The sequence below is a fragment of the Pontibacillus sp. HN14 genome, assembly GCF_021129245.1.
Taxonomy (GTDB): Bacteria; Bacillota; Bacilli; order Bacillales; family BH030062; genus Pontibacillus.
This window is the reverse complement of the sequence record NZ_JAJOLR010000002.1, coordinates 297,060-319,246: the sequence shown is the minus strand read 5'-3', so window position 1 is coordinate 319,246 and position 22,187 is coordinate 297,060. Positions and strand designations below refer to the sequence as shown.

The window sequence follows — 22,187 nt, the reverse complement described above, 5'->3', positions numbered from 1 at the left end:
ATCACCATGAAATCATGGAAAAAACAATGGAGCATGTTGCTTACAATCGTTATGATTACGGTACTCACAGCATGCGGAAGCACCAATGAAGCAGGTGGAGAAGAAGAAAGCAACAAGGAGCTCACGATCGGCCAAATCAGCTGGGCTGAAAACATCGCCGTCACGAATATGTGGAAGGTGATTTTAGAAGATAAAGGATATGAGGTAGAACTTGAGAACTTAAACATGGGAAGCACAATGGCAGCGTTAAAAAGCGGTGACCTGGATGCAAGTTTAGAAATTTGGTTACCTGTTCAGGATGCCAATTACTTAGAAAGCTATCAGGACACGGTCAATTTCTCCGATGCAACCTGGTATGACAACGCAAAAGTTGGACTTGTCGTCCCGGAATACTTGGACGAGGTAAACAGCATCGAAGACTTAAATGAGCACAAGGAAATGTTCGAAGGCAATATTGTCGGATTCGACCCAGGTGCCGGCACAATGGAAGTAACGGAACAATTAATCCAAGATTATGACCTTGATTACGTGCTTCAATCAAGCTCCGAACCAGCGATGTTAGCTGAAATTGGTGAAGCCGTGAAGAACGAAGAACCAATCGTAGCCCCACTTTGGAGTCCGCACTGGATCTTCTCCAAATACGATCTTAAATTCTTAGAAGATCCGAAGAAAACCTATGGCGGCGTAGAAAAAATTCACCACGCCACACGCCAAGGCTTCGCAGACGACCATCCAGAAGTGAGCGAATGGCTTAAGAACTGGAAGATGAATGACCAGCAAATTGGTGAACTAATTAATGTTGTCGAAAATAGTGAAGAACCAATCGACGGCGCCCGTGAATGGGTTGAGGAGAATGAAGAATTGATTGGGGAATGGGTGAAATAACTTGGGATTGGGGGACAGGTTCCTCGTCCCCCGGGACCAGGGGTCTGGTACCTTGTCCCGCTCTCTTACGTTTCACTAGTTTTATAGCTTGAAAAGGTCACAGATAGATTCTATCTGTGACCTTTTTTCTGGAATTAAGCCTTAAAAGGTCATAGAAGAGGTCGATCTGTGACCTTTTAAGGGTTGTAGCTTGTCAAAAGGTAATAGAGGGGCTTGATCTGTGACCTTTCAATCGGTTTTAGTTGTTAAAAGGTTACAGAAGGCCTCCTGAGAAACACCACCCCTATAAGCACGAAACCCTTATTTGTACCATGACGGATTAAGAAGGTTTTTGTGACGAATGACTGAAGAGAATTTATGCCCAGGGGCTGTCACCCTGATAAAGAACCTCTCATCCACCAAGATGGAAATACCCTCCAAGAGATAACGATCGTTAAAATCCCATTATTTACACATTTACCGCTACTTTGAACCTATGTAAAATAACTCATGCAGGAGGTGGAAACATTATGTTTTCTTATATACTTTTACTAATTTTAACTTGGGTGTTTGCTATAGGTCTGTTCAGCGCAGTCCATTCTGTATTAAATAGTAAAATAGAGAATGACGCTAGTACCGCCATTAAGGCTCTCGCACTCCCCGTTGCCATTTTAATTACTATAGCCACAACCGGCATAGTTTTTCACGGCACTTCTTTTCTACTATTCTTTGCTATGATTTTCGGAGTTACATTAAAGGGGCAAATGAAATTTTGGCGTCAGAAAAAAACTGTACATAGTCTCGAGGGCAAATAAAATGAAAATCCATAATTCTATTGCCTTAATCCTTAGTCTTGTTTTCGCGTTTAATTTTTACGATGTTAAGGGAAATGAAGCTTTGCTAATAGGCTTCATATTTTTCTTAATGTTACGTTTCATGATTAAAGAGCTCATTATTGTGATAAAAGAACGCACTAACCCACACAATGAGGTCGAGCATGAAGATGAAATGGATCTCAAGAGCTTCCTCAATTCGATAGAAGAACAAGTTGAAGAGGAAAAATTGAATGTCGTCCAAAGGGCAAGTAAGGCACAAAATACTTATCAACATAGTGCGTTAATGATGTTGGATCATTTAACCCTCGTCTATTTCCCCCTCCTATACGGAGTATTACATTATACAGAGGAATTAAATATAGATGAGCATCAAGCACTATCTATTAATCAAACGATTTGCAAACAGAGTTTAAATGAATGCAACTACATCCATAAGATTTTCCTTAGCTATTTTATTTATGAAAATCAAATAGATACTAGGGCAAAGGAGCATTTATTGTACCTTTTTAATATCTCTATTGTTGAATACGAGCGATACACAACAGAACCAACTGAAAAGATCATGGATATATTTGGGTTACCCGTTACGCCCTCTTTCAAAAAACTCGTAACTCTAGCATTGCAAAATCCATATCATTCGGGGCTAGGGGATAAGTTCATTATTCCAAGGGACTAAGCTACGGCCCGCTGTCCCTCAAACATTTGAAATAAAAACACCGCCAATGTCGCAACTGAATCGACGTTTGGCGGTGTTTTTCATATGTTGTTCATGACACCTATTAAAATTTATTCTATCGTAAATTTCATTTGAACAGCACGCTCTAGTTGCAGTCCACCATTGCTCTCAATCTCTTTTGAGATAAACAGCGTGTAAGTTTCACCTGAGTTGTACTCCTTTTCCGGTGCCACGGATACCACATTTGTTTCAGCGTCGTACGATATACTTACCGGCACAAAACTCATTTCTTCATCAAAAACAATAAAATTCAATGAATCTACCGCTTCCTCAGAAAGGTCAGAATTAAAAGTAACGTCCCACGTTTTATTTGCTTCTACGTCTTGCTTTTCCTGATAGTCCTCTTTCTCAGTATTTGCTTTTTCTTCCGTAACCGATTCTTGTGACTTTTTCAGCAAGGATTGTAATTCATATACTTCATTTCGAAGTTCCTCTATTTCTTCTTGTAAGCTTTCATTATCGAAGTCATCTTTATCGGTTCCAAACTTCTTACCCGCCCAATGAGAAAGGTGATCCGTCTGTTTTTCTAGCGCATTTAATTTATTTAACTGAGCGTTTAATTTTCCAGAAAAGCTATCCGCTTCACGATCAAATCGTTCGAGTTCTTCCTCTTCTTGAACTTCGACTTCTCCAGCCACAACGTCCTCTTCATCTTCCATTTCTTCATCGGATTCGTCAGATGAATCTTCTTCTTTTTCATCTTCTGAATCTTCACTGTCTTCTTCATCTTCACGTTCAACATCTTCTTCCTCGTCTTCCGTTGAACTGTCTTTCTCAGTATCTTCATAGGAGTCCTCATACTCACCATCGTCTGTTTCTTCTTCATTTTCACTCTCTATCTCTTGATCGACTTCTTCCTCATCATCGATTGTATCTAGAGGTTCCGAAGTCTCACCTTCTTCGTCTTCCTGGTCATCTTCATCTAAATGAAAATACTCTTCCATACGATCTTTGATTTCCTCATTCTCAGACTCAATACGATCAAGGCGTCTTTCTATCGTATCAAACCTACGATCCGCAGCTTTCTCCCATGCTCTATGTTTTCTGTCGTAGCTTTTTTCTTTCCTTTTCTCTTTTCTCTCTTCTTTTACATCTTCACGATCATCGTGATCGAATTGATGATGCTGCTCATGAACTTTTTCTTCTTTCTCTTTAGCCATTGAGACTGAAGGTGTAGCTCCAAGTAATGCAGCAGTTGTCATGACAGCAAAGATAGGTTTGATTGATTTCTTCAACATAATACCTCCCAAAGTATGTAACCCATTTAATCTCTTTATCGGAATGTGACCAATACATTTAAACGAGAAACCTCTAAACCATCGGATAGACCCACGCATCATACGAATATTGGAAATCCCCGCAAAAATATAAGAGCAGCAATTGAGCTATGTAAAGAAAGGCTTATCTCTATTATAGAAACCTGCATCATTTAGGCATTTTGTACCCGAACGTCCCATATAGTTTGAAATACACACCTAGGACTCCAGTCACAAAAACAAAACTAAGGAACTATAAATAATACTTTATTTAGTTATATAGGAATATTAATTATTTTAAAGAAATTATTGACAATAAGGCTAATATACTATTTAATCGTAAATGTTACAAAAATATTTCAAAGGAAGAGGTGTTAGGTATACGACCAGTATTTCTATAGAAAGTGCAGTAATCCACCCCAATGGATCGCTTGATTTAAAGCGATGAACCTCACCGAAACCAAAGAATGAATTCGTGATCACCTCCAATTCATTTCAACAACTTTCAGTACACAAGCAGTAAATTACTATAGTCGAAAACATACAGGACCACTTTGAACGTTTTCTCAGAGAATTTGAAACTTGAACTTCTACTCCATTATCCCAACTTAATAAAACCAGACACGTCTTAAGTATCGTTGATCAGCTTCTAAATATTCTAGAAGGGAATCCCTTCACAGGGCACCCCTCTTTTCATGTAATTTATTTTTAAATGTAGGCGGAGTGATCCACTTCTTTGCTAGGTAGTGGTTGTAAGAAAGAGGATTGTCATTAACAAAAATTTGAATATTTTTCATTAAGAAGAAAATTATTAGGAGGAATTAAATATGACTTTTTACGGAATTATTTTAGTTATTCATATTATCGCAGCAGTCTGTGGGTTAGGAGCCACATTTGCTCTTCCAGCATTAATGGGTTCGCCAAAGACGGTAGCGCAGGCGAAGTTTGCTCATAACGTAGCAGAGAAGGTAGAGAAGTTTGCGAAGATCGGGAGTATTACATTACTCCTCACCGGATTAGCTCTAGGAGCGTTAAATACATATTTATTTACAGAAATTTGGTTTCTTGCCTCTCTCGTCATTTACGTACTCGTTCAGCCGATTGTAGCAGGAATCGTGCCCAAGAAAACAGCTCGCCAGGTTGAGATTTTAGAGAGTTCTACTGACAAAGAGTTACCCGAGGAGTATAACAATATTGGGAAGGCATTAGTTCCTATTAATATGATTGCTCAGGTATCTGCTGTTGTTTTGATTGTGTTGATGACGTTGAAGCCATTTTAATAGAGGTGGGATTGGGATTGGGGGACAGGTTCATTGTCCCGCGGGCCCGGGGGTCTGGTACCCTGTCCCGCTTATCCCTGCCACTAAAAAAGCAGCCGAGTACTTACTGTACTCGGCTGCTTAAATGAATTTAGTTCTAACGGCCCCATTTACTAGAGCTCATTCCCAAATTAATCTACCGTTTTAAACTCCCTATATACATTCGTTTCTAAATCAAGGCCTTCAGTAGACATTAACCCTTTCACATGCAATGCATATTCTGTCCCTTTTTCATACTCACCCTCTGGCGTTGCTGTAATGATGGTGGTTTGATCCGAGGAATTAAAGGATGCCGACAGATCAATACGTACTCCTTTTCCATTATCAGAGACAATGTAGATATTTCGCTCATTGACCGTGGCCGGATCGATGTGAGTTCTCGTTTTAATGCGCCAAGTTTTATCCAGAGCGACATCTGTCATCTTGTCACCTTTTGGCGAGAAATCCTTTTCCATATGATCCGCACTTCGGAGATTCGCTGAAGCTACGTATCCATTGTAATCATCACTCTTAACCTCATAAGCTACAAAATGTCTAAATATATTCTCAGTTGGATAATAAGGGCCGCTCACAATCTCCAACTCCGTGTAATACGGAATAAGATCTAATTCACTACCATTAAAGTATCCATCCGATTTCAATCTCCCATAGTCTAAGTTTTCACTTAAATCCTCATCATTCATTACATAGACTTGGTCTCCAGGTGCAAACATCTGAGTGGTGTACGAATCTGCGTCTTTCCAATCATAGTTTTCTATATCCGACACAAGGTAACCATCATCTAGATGAAAAGAGAAATCTTCAGGCGTATCAGCTGTAGAAACCTTACTATACTTCTCTATAGTCTCGTACACCTTTTGTTGGTAAGGCTTTTCGCCCTCTTCATACTCTCTAACTGGGTTATTATCATTTGAATACCCGTTGTAGGCCATAACAGGGAAATACCACTGCTCTAAAATATGGCGGTTACTAGCCCCATTTACTGTAGGTAACGCCGATCTTGAAGCAAATTGATTCCACTTCATATTTAAAATATCAGCACCTACTCGAATATTGTACTCCGTATCGGTAGCCAAACGATCTTTATCCACGCCTTTAAGATCATGGTTAGTGATCTGCATAATACCGATCCCGCCGTCGTCTGCTATTTGAACGGTACCATCTTCTTTATACTGCCTCATGTAGTTCTCACCGGCAGCGATCCCTTTTAAAATCTCTGGCGGAATATCTTTCTCAATCGCAATCTCTGTCAGCAACTTGTGTTTCTCATAGACGGACAATTCCTCATACGTTTCTTCCTCTGCTGATACAGGCGTGGCAATAGCCAGTACCAACACAAATGAAACGATCAACCATTTGATACCCTTCATATGCTCCCAACCTCTCTAGGTTAATTTAGACGTCTCTACTTGTTTAGCTGAAATGGGTAGATTCATAGATTATGTAGTGATTTGTTTTAACGTTTTGCGAAACTAGCGCACCTCTTAACAAAAACGTCCTTTTGGATATTATTTCAAAACCTAACTAAAAATTCAATTCTGAGAGATTGGCGGGCTGGCGGGACTGGGATTGGGGGACAGGTTCCTCGTCCCGCGGGACCAAGGGTCTGGTACCCTTTCCCCATTAAAAAAGGAGAGACTCAAAGTCTCCCCCTGAATCAGAACTCTAAATTATTACTTAAAGTTCTTTACTCTATACAGTTCTGTCTGCTCATTATAAACAAATTCTAATCCATTTTCTTTTGCAACCTTCTTCACGTTTACTTTTCCTTTTACATCAAGTCCAAAAGATTCAAACAAACTCCCATCTGCGTATAAATTTCCATTCTTAACCTCAGCTACACTTCCCATATTAACCGGTTCAGCTCCTCCTTTATAAGCCAACACCGCATTTTTATAACCTGCGTTCAACTCCACAACCATTTGTCCCTCTTTTTCCGGACTCATCAACAGTACATCCTCAATTTTATCTCCATTTTTACCGTTAATATTATCGTAATTACCCATTTTTAACGGATCAACACTCAACGTATTTTTCTTTTCCTTAAACAAATCAGTCATTAACTTACCATTCACAATAGGATGATACGATACATTAGGATAATCACGTACAAAAACCTCTTCATTTACCAAGTACATACTTACAAATCCCTCGTCCAACCACTCATCATAACCGCCGTTCAGTTTTTTATGAAAACCAATTTCCACATATTCTTTATAAAACATAGGCATTGTATCAAACGTCTTTTCTAATCCAACTTCTCCAGTTCTAACATTATAACCCCAAAGTAAAGTCGGTTTATTCAATTCTTTCACTTCTTCATCTTTCAAAAATTCTTCCTTACTCATCGATAATGCTTTTTCACCAATCTCTCCTTTTTCCTTCTCCTCTTCCACTTTAAATGTCTTCTTTACTCCACTCTTCAATCGGTTTCCTTTTTCATCTTTAAAGTCCTTCTCTATATACATTGTGTACGTTTCACCTAGTTCATAGTCATCTACTCCACCAACACGAACTAATGTAGCTAATTTATGATTCTCTTTAAAATACTTGGTATGAAACAACTGAGTTTCTATCTTGTTACCTTCTTCATCTTTAATGTAAATCAATTCGTCAGATAAGTTCTCTGTATCCATCATTACATTAAACATAACATTCCATGACTTACCGGGACTAACGTTCTCCTCATAGCCCATCTCTAAGTAACTATCAGCGTATACTATATTTCCTTCACTTTTATGATTAAAAGAATCTATGATAGGTCCACTCCCAAATACCAACATTCCAGAGACTAAAACTGAAACCCCTACTACTTTCAATCCATTTGCCCATTTCATTTATCTACCCACTCCTTATAAAATTACATTTAAGTCCACACTAGAAAGAGACCACCAAGCATATAGGTGATCTCATCATTTATTTAATTCAGCAGATCAAAGAAGTTCACTTTATATTGAAGACTAGTTTCATTACCGTTACGATCTTTCAAACCTTCAACCGTTACTTCGTATACTCCGTTATATAGGTTGATTTGATCTGGATCAGGTCTGAATACAATACAATATGGGATGCCATACCATTGATTATTTATATTAAAATACTCGCCCAGTACATCACGTCCATCGGTGTTCATTGGCGTATCTTGAGTATTTAATTTATGAGTCTTACCATCAGCTAAGCTTTTAATTTCAACATTTACTTCAGTCAGCTCAGGAATTTGATAGAGATAAGGGTTTAACGATACAGACCATGGGGTGTCACTAGGAAAGAACTCCGCAGGAAAATAACGGTTTACTCCCGGCCATCCAATGTAATCATAATCTACTTCTTCCTCCCGACTTTTATCAAAGACCTGCATGGTTGAAAAAGTATAGTTATAGTAATTGCCCAATTTCTTATTTAAAGCGTAGCCAAAACCTACATCTTTAAGCTGGGGATTTAGGATCCAACGTCGATGGCCAACTCGGTCAATGTTAGAACGGCTCTCATCCATCATATAACTATATACCGAACTAGCTATTGTCCCTTTTTGAACAGCGCCATCTATTTCATAACTTGATGTGAAATCTTCTTTCGTATATTGCTGGCTTAGATTACTACTGGAGGTTGATTTATAGCCGATCTCATAAAAATCTTTATCCATGTCTGTCGGCTTTGTTGGATGATGATTCAAATACCCATTTGCAGCCGTAACTACAGCACCATACTGACCTTGCTCATTTAAAGAAGAATTAAGTTCTATGTCATCAGGTAATCCGGATAGGTATCTAACAAAATTTGTCATGTTAACGCCATCTTGAAGAAATCCTTGTTTTAACTCACCTGTGGTATAAGGAGCACGAATAGAAGGATCCTTCACGAATGGATTCCCTTCATATGTAGGTTTATATAAGTCCCACTTAGTCATAACTTCTTTCTTGGTATTTACTAGACTAGGGTCATGAGCTCCTAAAATGGTAAACTTCATTCTCACTTCATTATTTAATTGCTTGTTATCTACTGACTTAACTTCTCTCCCAATAATTAATGTATAGGTTTCCCCATTTACGTATCCAGCAATTGGAGGTTCGACTTTTATGCTTTTCTTAGTAGAGTTCACAGAAACATGAACGTCCATATCTTCACCATCTGCATTCTTTACCACCACATGATTAGTGGAGGATTGAAGAAGTTTGGTATTAAATTCTACCGTCCATTCTTTGTAGGGATTAACCTCTGATACTGAATCAAACTCTTTAAAGCTGCTTGCTGCATAACTCCTCTCTGCTGAAAGAAAGATTGTGACCATTACAATAATACTGAGTAAAATACCATACTTGCTAAACGCCCTCATTTTAAACCACCTTTTTGGAATCGATTCACATAGTTATTTCGACTCATTAGGTCGTTTTTCCTCTTTTTGGAACAAAATTTTCGGGGTTGGGGGACAGGTTCCTCGTCCCGCGGGCCCAGGGGTCTGGTACCCTGTCCTGCTCTCTCTGACGTTTTAGTAGAGTTATAGCATTAAAAAGTAACAGAAAGCATCCATCAGTGACTTTTCATCTAGAGTTAAGCTCTAAAAGGTCATAGAGGAAGTTGATCTGTTACCTTTTTAGCGTTGCAACTACCCAAAAGGTAATAGATTCACTCAATCTATTACCTTTCAATGCGCTTCTATCGTCGTAAGGTCACAGAACGCCCTAGCCCCTACTCAAGCGGTCTCCATTTTCAAGAGAAGAGATTTATTTTATACTGTAGGAAAGTAATGGGTCCAACAGATACAAAGGGAAAGGGAGTTCAAACTTATGACAAAGAAAGAAATAGAAGACCAAATCGCCGCAGTAAAATCCGATTACGTTCGTCTTCAAGGCGATTTAGAAAAGATGGAATCGATCGGTGGAAGAACGGAAAATGTTGAGAAGCAACTGGTAAGGTTAGAAGAAGAACTGGCGAGCTTAAACGACCAGCTTGCCAAGGTATAAAGAGACATGGAAGCTATTGATCAAACGTTTGATCAATAAAAAGCAGAAGTCCTTAGGTGGACTTCTGCTTTTTTAGGTTCGAACCTGAGGAACTGGTTACTTAATATTGATAAGACTGCCCGCCATCAATCGGGATGACAGCTGCGTTGATAAACTGTGCTTCATCTGAGAGTAAGAAGGATACTAGATTCCCTACCTCTTCCGGCTTTCCAAAGCGCTTCATAGGATTGGATTTAACAAATTCCTCTCCTGCTTCTTCCCATTGATCACCGCCGAGTTGTTTAAGAGAACCTTCTACCATTGGTGTCATGATCGCACCTGGTGCAATGGCTTTAATGCTTACACCATATTGACCATACTCCACTCCAGAATTTCGGGTGAGTCCAACTACGCCATGTTTACTTGCAGCATATCCAGACTGGTTTCCAACTCCACGAATTCCACCAACTGAGGCTGTATTTACAATAGAGCCAGAGCCTTGTTCTTTCATGACCTCAAGAACATATTTCATTCCATAAAAGACTCCATTTAAGTTGATGCCGACGACTTTATGAAATTCGTCTGATCCATAATCTTCAGTAAGATTCTGTTTCCCTTCAATGCCAGCATTATTAAAGAACCCGTCAATTCGACCAAAGTGTTCCTTCGTTTTATGGACATAGTTCTTAACAGCCTCTTCATCCGAAACATCCGCGGTAATGAGAAGAATCTCTGTTTCAGCCACTTCCTGCACACGCTTCTTGACCTTCTCGAGAGACTCCCCATTCACATCTACTAATGATAGTTTAGCCCCTTCTCTCGCAACCTGGATCGCTGTCGCTTCTCCGAGACCTGATCCTGCACCCGTGATGAGAACAACTTTTTCCCTTAACTTTAGCATCGAGCATCTTCCTTTCTTTGGAGGGTATCGTAATCTAGGACTATATTCCCCTGACGTTCCCTCTCAAAACGCTCACATGCAAGTGGACCAGAGGGACAGGTTCATTGTCCCACGGGACGAGGAACCTGTCCCCCTGGTCCCTGGAAATCTATCAAAAAACCAGCACACTAACCACTCCGATAATAACGCCCCACACCGGAAGACTAAGGGCCATCGCCCACATGAAACCCTTAAAGAAATTCTCTTCTTCATGCATTCGAACCCACTCCTCTCAATCTTTTACTATTAGCTTGGTCAAAAGGAGAGAGGGGTAAACTCGTTCACAATCCAATCTTCGGACGCAAAAAGGGTACTCAAACGTTTCGTTCGAGTACCCTTCTTCTTTATTCCAAACACTACTTAATTGTCTCAATCTTATAAATGAAGTAATAATGCTTATACAAAGCAAGCGCCACAATCAAGATCTGAACCAGCAAAATATCTACAAAAAAGAGCGAAGCTACGATAAACGTATCCGCAATAATGTTAATCCGAATCTTCTCTTTTTTCTTCATACCCTTCTTCTGAAGAAAAGCTAAGACATACTTCTGATAGACCGTTGTGTTTTTAAACCAGTTTTCCACCCGCTTAGAACTTTTCGAGAAACAAAATGCCGCAAATAAATAAAAAGGGCCGCCCGGCAGTACAGGCAGAATTGTCCCCGCAATGCCAATGCCGAGTGAGAGTATGCCTAATAAGGCAAACAGGAGATTTTTGAGCTTTTTCATGATTATCACCTTTTATTTCATCCAACTATATGGTGTATCTTTCAATTTGTATTCATTAACCCATATAAATTGTACGATAAATGAGCTCGGTTGTAATGAAATTAGATCGGGACAGGAGGGACAGGTTCATTGTCCCGCGGGACGAGGAACCTGTCCCCTCTTCCCATTATTTATTATTCCGCGCCTCAGCACGCTTTCGATCTAGATAATCAGAAAGAGCCTTCCGTACTTCCTGTTCTGACTTTCCTTCCTGAAATAATCGATCGGCTATCTCAAGCATTTCATCCTGAGCCTTCAGCGCGCCTTGCTTTTGTTGATCGTCCATAAAATACTCCTTTGATCTCTTTCTCTTGTCCATCTATGTAGTATACATTCTATTATGAGTTAAGATCAATGATCCGGGACAAGGGGTCAGGTCCCTAGGCCCGCGGGACAAGGAACCTGTCCCTCATGTCCCAGCCCCGCTCCTTTACATCTCTATCCATCTCATATAGTATCAAAGATGAAATTTGTTAATAGTATAAATTTTCAGTTAAAAAAGCAAGAAATTATACATAATCTTTCAGAGGTGATCATAATGAGGTTAATTAAAAACGGCACAATCATCGTAGGAAACGGCGAAACCCTTACAAATGCGAGCGTACTCATTAAAGATGGAAAAGTAAAGCAAATTGGAGAGGTAACGCTAAACGAGGAGCCTGAACAAGTGATCGATGCAACCGGCCACTATATCACACCAGGCCTTATTGATGTACACACGCACCTGGGAGTACATGAGGAAGGGATCGGCCAACCGGGGCAAGATTTTAACGAAACAAGCAGCCCTATTACGCCGGAAATTCGTGCACTTGATGGGATTAATCCTCGTGATAAAGGATTTGAAGATGCACGAAAAGCTGGCGTTACAACGGTTCAAGTGTTGCCAGGCAGCGCGAATGTGATCGGCGGTGAGATGGTGACGCTTAAGACAAGCGGGTCCGTCGTCGATGAGATGGTGCTTCGTAGTCCTTCTGGCATGAAAGCTGCTTTCGGTGAGAACCCGAAACGCCTTCATGGGACAAAAGGCCGAGCGCCCGTCACTCGTATGGGAATCGCAGCGATGTTCCGCCAGCAGTTGAGAAAAGCACAGCAATACAAAGAAAAGCTCGAGCGCGGAGAGAACGTGGAGGACAACCTAGGACTTGAAAACTTAGTCAAAGTTCTAAACAAAGAGATCCCCCTTCGCGCCCACGCGCACCGTGCGGATGATATTGTGACTCTTCTTAGACTGGCGAAGGAGTTCGATCTAAACATCAGTATCGAGCATTGCACAGAAGGTCATCAAATCCCAGATTACATTGCCCAATTCAACTTCCCAGCAGCCGTCGGACCGACCATGTCCACGCGCTCAAAGGTAGAATTAAGCGATAAAGGATGGGAAACAGCAGGCATCCTGAACCAGGCAGGTGTGTCTATATCGATCACAACCGATCACCCTGTCGTTGGCATTGAGTACTTGCGCATGAGTGCTATTCAGGCCAGAAATCATGGGTTAGAGGAAAAGGATGCATGGAAAGCCATTACGGTTAATGCGGCTAAGCATTTAGGTGTCGAGGAGCGCGTCGGGTCTTTAGAAGTAGGGAAAGATGCGGATGTTGTGATTTGGAATGAGGATCCGTTTGATGGTAGTAGTTATGTGTTGAAGACGTTTGTTGATGGGGAAGAGGTTTATTCGTTAGGTTAGATCTCAATAAATTAGAGGCGTTTAACTAAATTAGTTAAGCGCCTCTTTTTGATTTATCGGTACCTATCTGCTTGTCTCATTTGCAGTAGTTTCTCCCTTTAACATCAAATACTCTTCTTTTAATTGATTAAACTCTTTCCTATAATGCTCGGTTAATTCTTCGCCTAAGCGCCTTCTCCCTCTCTCAATAACATTCCAAATGGAACGAACAATCTGACCCGATTCTTCGTGTACACCATATTCAATGTCATCATCAATTAGTAGATAAAATTCTAGCAAACGACAATGCCCCTCGTACTTTAATGCAGTCTCTTTAATATTGCTATCAATAGAAAGTTTGCAATCGATCCAAATATCATCATTGATAACGATATCAGGACGAAGAAAATGTGTGTTGGAGTCATGTCCTTTCACAGGGATCGACACTTGAAAATCGATTGCTTTATGCTGGTTAATCATAAGCAGCACTTCTTTCACTTTGGATTCAAAACGAACCCCTAATTGAGCGAAGGCGTGGAGGTTTTGGTTACTCTTCTTTCTTCCTGATGCAGGTTTCTTCGTTTTCGTAACCGACTTCTTCCTAATGCCCACGTATTTCCGAAAGGCAGCCAATTCCTTTGGATGATACTTCTGAAATGTTTCCAAGATAAATTTGTTCGCTGCAGGGCTAAATGAGCCGAATTTCGTATGATGATCTTGTTCTAAGAAATCAATGTATAGCTCTTTCGCACGCTGAAGTTTTTCATGTCTTGTTATTCGTTCGCGGTCAAAATAATTGATCTTTTCAGGTTTGCTCATATAGGCCCCTCCTTCTAAAGACTTCGATTCATATAGTATAACAGGTACGGCCCTTGCCCTTCATTTTCAAATTTTTACACGAATCATCCAGTCGCCTTTTCTAATATAGGAAGACAGATTAAATTACAACGACTTCACCCAAAAGACCTACTCTCTTCACCCTTTATAGGAACCGATCCTTAAGACTTTATGACCTAGTAAACAACTCAGAATAAATGGTAAGCTACTCGAATGCCCTGAATAGATTGGTAAAACTTTCATTCACCGCATTTAATAATTACCATTACGGGATACGTTCCCAAACGGCCAACAGAACCTTTCTTGTTGAATGGCTCTGTCTGACCTCTAGTGAGAATGACACAACAAACACCCAGATGAACTAGAGTTAGGAGAGATAACATGGAAACTTTATACTACGGTGGCGACATTATTACGATGGAGCAGGAAAATGAAGAAGTAGAAGCTGTTTTAGTGAGAGATGGGAAGATTCAACAGAAAGGATCGAAGCTTGAGCTTGAAGCACAAGCGAGCGAAGGCGTTCAACGGATCGACCTAGAAGGGAAGACACTAATGCCTTCCTTTATCGATCCACATGGGCACATTTCATTCGTTGGACCGGTTGAGCAGATGGCCAACCTTAGCGAGTGTACGAATTTTAAAGAGATACAAGAAACGTTAGAAACTTATATGACAGAAAACCATCACGATTCGAACTCACCTGTAATCGGATTTGGTTATGACCCCACACGGTTAGAAGAACAACAGCATCCGACGAAGGAGATTCTAAATGCGGTCTCAACTGAGTCCCCTATTTTTATCTTACATGCTTCCGGGCATATGGGATGCGGCAATGATAGAATCCTAGATTTAGCCGGAATTGGTCAGGATACTCCAGATGAAGATGGAGGAACGATCGGACGGATTGAAGGCAGCCGTGAGCCGAACGGTTACTTAGAAGAAGGAGCGATGAAACCCGTTCAGAAGACCTTTTCTGGTAGAAATCTCGATTACTTTAAGATTGCCAAACAAGGCCAGGACGTCTATATCCGGAACGGTATTACAACGGTTCAGGACGGTGCTAGCTCCAGGCAAACCGTGCAGCTATTTCAAGCACTGGCTCAAGAGGAGAAACTTCAGATTGACGTCGTTTCTTACCCTACTATGGAAGGGGGCGGTCGGGACATCATGAAGGAGAATCCCGACTTTGCGAAAGTTTATCAGAACCGCTTTAAAATCGGTGGCTACAAAATCTTTCTCGACGGAAGCCCTCAAGGGAAAACGGCCTGGCTTACAGAGCCTTACGAAGGAGAAGAGAGTTACCGAGGATATCCGTGGTATACCGATGAGCAGGTAAAAGCTTATACGACCGAAGCCATAGAAGACGGCGCTCAACTCTTAACCCATTGTAACGGGGATGCGGCTGCAGATCAGCTTCTTACATCATACGAAAAAGCTTTAGAAGCATCCGACCGTTCTGATAAAAATGACCTCCGCCCAGTCATGATTCACTGTCAGACTGTACGGAATGATCAACTTGATCAGATGGCACGTATTCGGATGATCCCATCGATCTTTATGGCTCATACGTACTATTGGGGAGATGTGCACCTGAAGAATCTAGGGGACCAACGAGGACGTCGCATCAGCCCGGCCCGCTCCGCTTTGGACCGCGGTTTGTGTGTGAACTTCCACCAGGATCCCCCTGTCCTCAAGCCTGACATGCTTCATACAATCTGGTGTGCCGTGAACCGCCAGACAAGATCCGGTGCATCGATTGGGCCTGAGGAGCGTGTGAGTGTATATGAAGCCCTGCAAGCTGTGACGATTAATGCTGCTTATCAATATCGTGAGGAAGATGAGAAAGGGAGTATTACGGAAGGGAAACTGGCTGACTTGGTTGTGTTAGATCAGAATCCTTTGAAGGTTGATCCTTTTTCTATACGTGATATTCAGGTTTTAGAGACGATTAAGGAAGGTGAAAGTATCTACCGGGTTTAACGGGACAGGAGGGACAGGTTCATTGTCCCGCGGGCCTGGGGACCTGGTACCGTGTCCCACACCTGTGACCATAAAAAAACCTTCTTGATCAAACGTTTGATCAAGAAGGTTTTTTTTGTCTATATTAAGGGAGGATCGTTCCCCAGCCCTACCTCTCAAAAATAGTCCCCTCAATCCTCTCACCCAAATGGCGTCCAGGTTGGTCAGGAAGACATAAAATGCGATGCCCAACGGCTAAATCCTGAACAGAGAGTTCCCCTTCACTTTCCTCACGAATAAACACACTTGAAGAGTTCTGAAGAGTAGCAGAGATCGTGCCGTCACCGGTTTCACACTCAACCCTGATGAAAGGTCGCTTCTCAATCTTGACTCGCCCGACGTACCGCTCTCGTTCTTCTTCAAGGTCAAAAAGCTTAATTGCCTCACCAGGATTGATTTCATGAAGATAAAGTGTTCGATCTCCTTGATGCAAATACTGATGAAAGGCTCCACAGTTAATTCTGAAGGGTCTTGCTGGATAATCCCCTGTTTCCCGGTTCTCCGAGAGAATGTGCACATATCCATGCCCGGTGTTGCCTACGAATAGACCTTCTGATGGGGCCAAAATATCAGCGAAATCTAAACATACCCTCATACCTTCTCCTACTTCTACGATCTTTGTTACTTTATAATACGCCGTTTGTTTCTGCATTTACGTACTCCTTTTATATGGCTTTTTATAACACTCAACGAGGTCCGCCCTCTATCATTCAAAAGAGGGGAAACAGAAGAACCTCTACCATGTCTTTCCCTCCATTAAATATTAAAAAAGCACTGACTCTTCCTATACACCTCAGTCTATCATCTCGTTAGGAACTTTGAGAAAAGATGCTCTGTGTCTGTTGCCAGCTCCCCTCAAAACAATACCTCATCAAAAAAAGAAGCATAGGAATTTCCCCACGCTTCTGTTAAGCTCTTTCTAATAAATTTCTATCTTGAGCTAGTTCAAATAGCTTCTTAACTTCTTTCATATCAATGCCTTCTTTAAACAGCTGATCCGGGTCTAAATCTAATTCCCCCGGCCATGTGACCGTCTTTAAATCAGGATCTACGAAGACTTGGCGGAAAAACTCTGGTTCTTTTAGTTTTTCGAGTACACCTTCCATAAGTGGCTTGATATCCACAAATTTTTTAGATCCATCTGAAAAATCCAAGAGCAACCAACCATCTAATTCAGGGACCGGTACTGCCTTATGAATAAGAATCACAGAAAACACCTCCTATTATAAGGGTGGTATTTTATCAGGCACTTGGTTATTTCTACACGCCTTCCATGCCTTCATCATATCATCCTTATGATTGTCGAGCCAATTTAATACCTCCTTCTCCTTTACTCGAGGTATAGGAATGTCTCCCTTTAAATACTCACCTGTATTTATTTCTATTCTAGTCAATATTCCTGAATAATTAACATGAAAATGAGGGGGATCGTGATCATTATAGTATAAATGTATTGTAATCCCTCCAAAATGAGTTATGGTTGACATACATTCATCCCTGCTTTACTTCATTTTATTTATAAAACTTACTCCACAAATCTCCTTACCTAATCACCTTCTTCTTAATCAGCCCGCTAGTCCCCCTCCTCAAACTAACCGCTTCCCATAAAGCCTCATTTGACACGGTTTCTTCCCCCTTCAGATCAGATATCGTCCTGGCTAGCCGGTACATTTTCATCTGGAGCCGGTTACTCCAATTCTCTTTGACCGCACGATTTTGAAGAAATCGTTTCTGGTCCTCAGTTAAATGAATTTTTGTACGCACTTCTTCAACAGAAAGGTCCGCATTACAACATACTTTTCCGTGCCTTTTATACTGAAGGTCCCTGGCTGCTTGAACACGCCTTTGAATCTCAGAAGAACTAGGAACCTCTTCTTTTCGTTCCTTCTGAAGATTCACCGGGGCTAAATGAAGAATAATATCGATCCGATCCTGCACAGGGCCAGATACTTTGTTTTGGTAAGCCTGAATGGTTCTTGGGGAACAGGTACAATAATGGGTGGTGGCTCCAAGGTAGCCGCATGGGCAAGGGTTCATGGCAGATAAAAGCAGAAATTTTGCTGGGTAAGTCACAGTCGCTTGAGCTCGGCTGATCGTTACTCGCCCAGACTCGAGGGGCTGACGTAACATATCGAGTGTTTTCTTTGGAAATTCGGCTAATTCATCTAAAAAGAGGACGCCGTGATTGGCGAGCGAAATTTCACCAGGGGCGGGATTTGCACCTCCTCCTATAATGGAAACAGCAGAGGCTGAATGGTGAGGAGCACGGAAGGGTGGTTTTCCAAGGGAGGACATAGAGGTGTTGGCGAGCTCATATAAACTAACATTTTCAAGCTGTGACTCTAGTTCTAATTTCGGCATAATAGACGGGAAACTCTCAGCCAACAAGCTCTTCCCGCACCCAGGCGGACCGACCATCATCACATTATGGCCGCCCGCAGCCGCAATCTCAAGGGCACGCTTTGCCTTCTCCCGACCTATGACTTCTTTGAAATCAACCCCGTCAAAAGAAGGAGGGGCCACCACTATCCTCTCCTTAGGCTTCATAGAAGGCATTGCGCCGCTACCGGATAAATGACCCACAAGTTCCCTCAAATACTCGACGTACACAATCTCCAATCCTTCAATTTCTTGAATCGGTATACTGCAGTCATAGGGAACAAACAGGCGCTTGATCCCCAGTTTCTTGGCGGACATGATGGCAGGAAGAATGCCTCTGATCGACTGAACTTTGCCTGTTAACGACAAAGATCCGATAAACGCTGTATCGTCTGCAATCTCGCTCCTAAGCGTACCGAAACATTTAAGAATTCCTATCGCCATCGCCACGTCAAACATCGGACCGTGCTTTTTCTCCTCAGCCGGTGACAAATTCACAATTACCCTCCGGTCGAAAAAGTTTACCCCATATCCTTTTAAAGCAGCTAGCACTCGTTCTTTAGACTCTTTCACCGCAGCGCCGGGTAGTCCAACTACGACCACCGACTCCACGCCGTTTAGTTTCTCAACTTCTACTGTGACGGGATAGCCTTCAATTCCTTTTAGGCCAATGCTTTGAATCGCTACTGCCACCTTTTCACCTCCGTATGTACATCCTGCTTCTCTATTGATCAAACGTTTGATCAATAGTGTCAAACTTTGCAAATATACCGTAATCTCGTTCTTCCTTATGATTGTATTATGGATAGTTTACTCCTTTCCATTTGCCAAGGCGAATAGGAGTTATTTAGATTTAACTTGGTATAATCTGGACACATTTGAATTTCTCTCTAGTGAAAGTTGAAAATGAACGAGAGATCCTTAAGTCAAAATGAGAATTTAAGTAATTCCGTATTTGCACAACCTCTTCCCTTCCGAACAAAAAAAGAAGCACAGGGACCGCCCTCATGCTTCAAAGTTTATGATATACTCTTCGTGGGACGAGGGACCTGTCCCCGTTTCCCAAAAAATTGGAGCAAATTCATGAAAAAAATCTATTTCTTTTTATTTCAAACCTGTATCTTCAGCTTTTTAATCATTTCAAATGTCTTTTTAAACGATTACATTAGCTCACCGTTCACTAAAAGTGATCTCATTTCGATCCTTGTTGTTGCACTTATTGTTATTCCATTTATAAGTCAAATAGAGCACATATATAAACCATTTAGAACTATCAAAACAAAAAGCAAAGTCATCTTGTCCATCATTGCGTTTGTGACTGCATTCATTTTGGGAGCAGGACTAGAGAATATCTGGTTTATAATGACCGGGGAATTACTATTCGGTTGATAATGGGAAACGTGGACAGGTTCATAGTCCCACGGGGCAAGGGACCTGTCCCCGTTTCCCGCTAAAACAAAAAAAGAGGCTGGGCCAAAACTAGTCTCAGATAATTAAAAAGGTTCCAATCATCGTTTTTTTGATGATTGGAACCTTTTTTCTTAGGTTTACTTCTATAATCTATGGGTTTATTTCCGTTCATGGCATTGTACTTTCTTAAGTTCACTGCCATGAACGCAAATCCTAATTCATTATGAACATTCTCGTTGCCTCTAACGGACATTCGAGTGAAATGCAAATTAGCCTTCAAGAATCCAAAAACTGGTTCCACGTCTATTTTACGTTTCCCGTAGATTTCACCCGTTTTCTCGTCCGAAAGCTTCTCTTTAACCATATCCTTTTGTTGTTCCCATTTTTCATTATAATAAATTTTCCGGTTGTTTCCTTCTTTCGCCTTGGTACACTGAGCGCGGAGAGGGCAACCAGAACAGTCTTCACATTCGTATACTTTGAAATCCCTTGTAAAGCCACCTCGATCCGTTCGGTGGGATTGATATTGGAACGTCAATCGTTTTCCATTTGGGCATGTGAACGAATCGTCTTCCTCATTATATTCCCAATTAGCTGAGTGGAAAGAATTCTTCTTAAAGCTCTTTTTCTTCTCTTTGCGATAGGTATTGTAAGTAATGAGAGGCGTACGCTCGCGATTTTCTAGGATATCCTCATAATTTTCTTCATTTCCATAACTGGCGTCAGCCACGACGTATTCCGGAAGGTCAAAGTATTCGTTCTCGATGTAATCAAGAAAGGGTTTGAAGGTGCGTGTATCTGTTGGATTTGGGAAACTATCGTAAGCGAGCGTAAATTGCCCTTCTGTCGCAATCTGCACATTGTAACCTGGCTTCAGTTGTCCGTTCTTCATATAATCGTCTTTCATTCGCATAAACGTGGCATCATGGTCTGTCTTTGAGTAACTGTTGCGTTCTCCAAACACTTCCATGTCGTTTTGATATTTTTGTTTGCGTGCGGCAAAGTCCTTGAACTTTTTAAGAGATTGTTTTGGTTGTTTACGCTCTGAGCGAAGGTGTTTCCTTTCGCTTACATCCTCACTTGCCTCAATCTTATCATTCAACTCATCGACTTTTTCTTCCAACTTTTCAGCTATGAAAGAAAGCTCTTCGGTGGAAAGTTCGTCCGAGCTTTCTTGTTCGATCTCAGGTATAATTTCGTCTTTTAATAATTCATTGTATAGTTGGTTTGATTTTTCAATGAGTGCGGCACTGTATTTTTCAACGGCTTTACGCCAAACAAACGTAAACTTATTCGCGTTAGCTTCAATCTTGGTCCCATTAAAATCGCCTCATCATCAATCAATTCTTCTTGAACTAACTGACAACGAAACTGGACAAAACACTGACGAAGGAGCTCTTTAACTTCTGGATGGACCCGGAATCGATTAATGGTTCGATAGCTCGGTTCATACCCTTGAGCCAACCACATCATACGCACACTGTCCTGGAGAAGAGCTTCGATTTTTCTTCCAGAAAAAACAGACTGAGAGTAGGCACACAAAATCACTTTCATCATCATGCGTGGGTGATAGGCTGGACAACCTGTATGGCGTAAAAAACTAGCGAACGCTTCATCCGGGATTTGTTCTACCATATCGTGAACGGTGAAGGCAATATCATTTTCTTGAAGTTTCATTTCTAAATCTAAAGGCAAAACCACTTGATCCATGTTATACTGTTTAAACATAAGGGCACCTCCGGTTGGTTATTGTGTGGTTACTTTAATTCTATCAGAGGATGTCCTTATTGTTTATTAAAAACCAAGCATAAACATAAATAGAGTGGCCCCCACGAACAAAGTCTTGTTCGTGGGGGCCACTTTTAGTTTAATTTACTGGGTTTTGTCCCAGCCTCTTTTTAAAATGATTTATTTTTTCACAACGTTAGCTGCTTGTGGTCCGCGGCTTCCTTCTTCTGTATCGAAAGAAACAGCTTGGCCTTCTTCTAGCGTTTTGAAGCCTTCTTCTTGAATTGCAGAGAAGTGAACGAATACATCGTCTCCACCTTCTACTTCAATAAATCCGAAACCTTTGTCTGCGTTAAACCATTTTACTGTACCGTTATTCATTTAAATTCCTCCACGTGCTTTTGCACGAATATTACCATTCTTGCTCTAACAATTTCTTAAGATGAATCAAATTCTCAGGTTTATTATTCCGAACAACAATTAGTTAATTACA

Annotated in this window: 20 protein-coding genes and 1 pseudogene; 7 read left to right on the top strand and 14 right to left on the bottom strand. The window is 41.1% G+C overall.

Annotated features, from left to right (window positions below):
• Window positions 1-6: 6 nt before the first annotated feature.
• The 3 genes from LQ226_RS10725 to LQ226_RS10715 all read left to right on the top strand — a co-directional run bounded on the left by LQ226_RS10725 (window position 7) and on the right by LQ226_RS10715 (window position 2,376).
• Window positions 7-885 (top strand): glycine betaine ABC transporter substrate-binding protein, encoded by an 879-nt coding sequence (locus LQ226_RS10725; RefSeq protein ID WP_231417893.1) that lies wholly within the window; start codon window positions 7-9, stop codon window positions 883-885.
• 509 nt (window positions 886-1,394) lie between these two features.
• Entirely contained in the window at window positions 1,395-1,679 is a 285-nt protein-coding gene (locus LQ226_RS10720) for a hypothetical protein (protein ID WP_231417892.1), read from the top strand.
• A gap of 109 nt (window positions 1,680-1,788) precedes the next feature.
• Window positions 1,789-2,376, top strand: coding sequence for a hypothetical protein (locus tag LQ226_RS10715; protein WP_231417891.1), 588 nt, complete (start codon window positions 1,789-1,791; stop codon window positions 2,374-2,376).
• 110 nt (window positions 2,377-2,486) lie between these two features.
• Here LQ226_RS10715 and LQ226_RS10710 read toward each other — a convergent pair whose 3' ends face one another.
• Window positions 2,487-3,674 (bottom strand): Ig-like domain-containing domain, encoded by a 1,188-nt coding sequence (locus LQ226_RS10710; protein WP_231417890.1) that lies wholly within the window; start codon window positions 3,672-3,674, stop codon window positions 2,487-2,489.
• An 845-nt stretch (window positions 3,675-4,519) separates the two neighbouring features.
• On the opposite strand from LQ226_RS10710, the gene LQ226_RS10705 reads away from it, so the two are divergent.
• Window positions 4,520-4,972, top strand: a complete 453-nt coding sequence (locus LQ226_RS10705) for a DUF2269 family protein (protein ID WP_231417889.1) — start codon at window positions 4,520-4,522, stop codon at window positions 4,970-4,972.
• A 170-nt stretch (window positions 4,973-5,142) separates the two neighbouring features.
• Here LQ226_RS10705 and LQ226_RS10700 read toward each other — a convergent pair whose 3' ends face one another.
• The 3 genes from LQ226_RS10700 to LQ226_RS10690 form a co-directional block, all read right to left on the bottom strand.
• Window positions 5,143-6,381, bottom strand: coding sequence for a transglycosylase SLT domain-containing protein (locus tag LQ226_RS10700; RefSeq protein ID WP_231417888.1), 1,239 nt, complete (start codon window positions 6,379-6,381; stop codon window positions 5,143-5,145).
• A gap of 303 nt (window positions 6,382-6,684) precedes the next feature.
• Window positions 6,685-7,848 carry a hypothetical protein gene (locus tag LQ226_RS10695; RefSeq protein WP_231417887.1) on the bottom strand — a complete coding sequence of 388 codons (1,164 nt, stop codon included), beginning with the start codon at window positions 7,846-7,848 and terminating at the stop codon, window positions 6,685-6,687.
• 83 nt (window positions 7,849-7,931) lie between these two features.
• On the bottom strand, window positions 7,932-9,344 hold the full coding sequence (locus tag LQ226_RS10690; RefSeq protein WP_231417886.1) for a CAP domain-containing protein: 1,413 nt from the start codon (window positions 9,342-9,344) through the stop codon (window positions 7,932-7,934).
• A gap of 451 nt (window positions 9,345-9,795) precedes the next feature.
• On the opposite strand from LQ226_RS10690, the gene LQ226_RS10685 reads away from it, so the two are divergent.
• Window positions 9,796-9,972: an SE1832 family protein gene (locus LQ226_RS10685; protein WP_231417885.1), complete on the top strand. Its 177-nt coding sequence runs from the start codon at window positions 9,796-9,798 to the stop codon at window positions 9,970-9,972.
• A gap of 100 nt (window positions 9,973-10,072) precedes the next feature.
• On the opposite strand, the gene LQ226_RS10680 is transcribed toward LQ226_RS10685, so the two are convergent.
• From LQ226_RS10680 to LQ226_RS10670, 3 genes are all read right to left on the bottom strand, one after another.
• Window positions 10,073-10,852, bottom strand: coding sequence for an SDR family oxidoreductase (locus LQ226_RS10680; RefSeq protein WP_231417884.1), 780 nt, complete (start codon window positions 10,850-10,852; stop codon window positions 10,073-10,075).
• A gap of 395 nt (window positions 10,853-11,247) precedes the next feature.
• Window positions 11,248-11,619: a YbaN family protein gene (locus LQ226_RS10675; protein WP_231417883.1), complete on the bottom strand. Its 372-nt coding sequence runs from the start codon at window positions 11,617-11,619 to the stop codon at window positions 11,248-11,250.
• A 166-nt stretch (window positions 11,620-11,785) separates the two neighbouring features.
• Window positions 11,786-11,944, bottom strand: a complete 159-nt coding sequence (locus LQ226_RS10670) for a hypothetical protein (RefSeq protein WP_231417882.1) — start codon at window positions 11,942-11,944, stop codon at window positions 11,786-11,788.
• Window positions 11,945-12,196: 252 nt separating this feature from the next.
• On the opposite strand from LQ226_RS10670, the gene LQ226_RS10665 reads away from it, so the two are divergent.
• Window positions 12,197-13,342 (top strand): amidohydrolase, encoded by a 1,146-nt coding sequence (locus tag LQ226_RS10665; protein ID WP_231417881.1) that lies wholly within the window; start codon window positions 12,197-12,199, stop codon window positions 13,340-13,342.
• A 63-nt stretch (window positions 13,343-13,405) separates the two neighbouring features.
• Here the strand turns inward: LQ226_RS10665 and LQ226_RS10660 are convergent, their stop codons facing one another.
• The gene (locus tag LQ226_RS10660) at window positions 13,406-14,140 is read right to left on the bottom strand and encodes a hypothetical protein (RefSeq protein ID WP_231417880.1); all 735 of its coding nucleotides are present in this window, start codon (window positions 14,138-14,140) and stop codon (window positions 13,406-13,408) included.
• 399 nt (window positions 14,141-14,539) lie between these two features.
• Between LQ226_RS10660 and LQ226_RS10655 the strand changes: the two genes are divergently transcribed.
• Window positions 14,540-16,138 (top strand): amidohydrolase, encoded by a 1,599-nt coding sequence (locus LQ226_RS10655; protein ID WP_231417879.1) that lies wholly within the window; start codon window positions 14,540-14,542, stop codon window positions 16,136-16,138.
• Between the two features lie 148 nt (window positions 16,139-16,286).
• Here LQ226_RS10655 and LQ226_RS10650 read toward each other — a convergent pair whose 3' ends face one another.
• The 6 genes and pseudogenes from LQ226_RS10650 to LQ226_RS10630 form a co-directional block, all read right to left on the bottom strand.
• Window positions 16,287-16,829 carry a 3-dehydroquinate synthase II domain-containing protein gene (locus LQ226_RS10650; protein ID WP_231417878.1) on the bottom strand — a complete coding sequence of 181 codons (543 nt, stop codon included), beginning with the start codon at window positions 16,827-16,829 and terminating at the stop codon, window positions 16,287-16,289.
• Between the two features lie 256 nt (window positions 16,830-17,085).
• Complete coding sequence (locus LQ226_RS10645) at window positions 17,086-17,385, bottom strand: DUF2442 domain-containing protein (RefSeq protein WP_231417877.1); 300 nt, start codon at window positions 17,383-17,385, stop codon at window positions 17,086-17,088.
• Between the two features lie 15 nt (window positions 17,386-17,400).
• Entirely contained in the window at window positions 17,401-17,664 is a 264-nt protein-coding gene (locus LQ226_RS21155; RefSeq protein WP_354665916.1) for a DUF4160 domain-containing protein, read from the bottom strand.
• Window positions 17,665-17,719: 55 nt separating this feature from the next.
• Window positions 17,720-19,249 (bottom strand): YifB family Mg chelatase-like AAA ATPase, encoded by a 1,530-nt coding sequence (locus LQ226_RS10640; protein ID WP_231417978.1) that lies wholly within the window; start codon window positions 19,247-19,249, stop codon window positions 17,720-17,722.
• A 757-nt stretch (window positions 19,250-20,006) separates the two neighbouring features.
• Window positions 20,007-21,694: pseudogene (locus LQ226_RS10635) on the bottom strand (IS1182 family transposase).
• 180 nt (window positions 21,695-21,874) lie between these two features.
• Window positions 21,875-22,075, bottom strand: coding sequence for a cold-shock protein (locus tag LQ226_RS10630; RefSeq protein ID WP_231417876.1), 201 nt, complete (start codon window positions 22,073-22,075; stop codon window positions 21,875-21,877).
• Window positions 22,076-22,187 lie beyond the last annotated feature (112 nt).

Excerpts from the sequence above, each read along its gene's own strand:
- LQ226_RS10725 (WP_231417893.1), top strand. The coding sequence starts at position 7 with ATGAAATCATGGAAAAAACAATGGAGCATGTTGCTTACAATCGTTATG.
- LQ226_RS10720 (WP_231417892.1), top strand. The coding sequence starts at position 1,395 with ATGTTTTCTTATATACTTTTACTAATTTTAACTTGGGTGTTTGCTATA.
- LQ226_RS10715 (WP_231417891.1), top strand. The coding sequence starts at position 1,789 with ATGTTACGTTTCATGATTAAAGAGCTCATTATTGTGATAAAAGAACGC.
- LQ226_RS10710 (WP_231417890.1), bottom strand. The coding sequence starts at position 3,674 with ATGTTGAAGAAATCAATCAAACCTATCTTTGCTGTCATGACAACTGCT.
- LQ226_RS10705 (WP_231417889.1), top strand. The coding sequence starts at position 4,520 with ATGACTTTTTACGGAATTATTTTAGTTATTCATATTATCGCAGCAGTC.
- LQ226_RS10700 (WP_231417888.1), bottom strand. The coding sequence starts at position 6,381 with ATGAAGGGTATCAAATGGTTGATCGTTTCATTTGTGTTGGTACTGGCT.
- LQ226_RS10695 (WP_231417887.1), bottom strand. The coding sequence starts at position 7,848 with ATGAAATGGGCAAATGGATTGAAAGTAGTAGGGGTTTCAGTTTTAGTC.
- LQ226_RS10690 (WP_231417886.1), bottom strand. The coding sequence starts at position 9,344 with ATGAGGGCGTTTAGCAAGTATGGTATTTTACTCAGTATTATTGTAATG.
- LQ226_RS10685 (WP_231417885.1), top strand. The coding sequence starts at position 9,796 with ATGACAAAGAAAGAAATAGAAGACCAAATCGCCGCAGTAAAATCCGAT.
- LQ226_RS10680 (WP_231417884.1), bottom strand. The coding sequence starts at position 10,852 with ATGCTAAAGTTAAGGGAAAAAGTTGTTCTCATCACGGGTGCAGGATCA.
- LQ226_RS10675 (WP_231417883.1), bottom strand. The coding sequence starts at position 11,619 with ATGAAAAAGCTCAAAAATCTCCTGTTTGCCTTATTAGGCATACTCTCA.
- LQ226_RS10670 (WP_231417882.1), bottom strand. The coding sequence starts at position 11,944 with ATGGACGATCAACAAAAGCAAGGCGCGCTGAAGGCTCAGGATGAAATG.
- LQ226_RS10665 (WP_231417881.1), top strand. The coding sequence starts at position 12,197 with ATGAGGTTAATTAAAAACGGCACAATCATCGTAGGAAACGGCGAAACC.
- LQ226_RS10660 (WP_231417880.1), bottom strand. The coding sequence starts at position 14,140 with ATGAGCAAACCTGAAAAGATCAATTATTTTGACCGCGAACGAATAACA.
- LQ226_RS10655 (WP_231417879.1), top strand. The coding sequence starts at position 14,540 with ATGGAAACTTTATACTACGGTGGCGACATTATTACGATGGAGCAGGAA.
- LQ226_RS10650 (WP_231417878.1), bottom strand. The coding sequence starts at position 16,829 with ATGCAGAAACAAACGGCGTATTATAAAGTAACAAAGATCGTAGAAGTA.
- LQ226_RS21155 (WP_354665916.1), bottom strand. The coding sequence starts at position 17,664 with ATGTCAACCATAACTCATTTTGGAGGGATTACAATACATTTATACTAT.
- LQ226_RS10630 (WP_231417876.1), bottom strand. The coding sequence starts at position 22,075 with ATGAATAACGGTACAGTAAAATGGTTTAACGCAGACAAAGGTTTCGGA.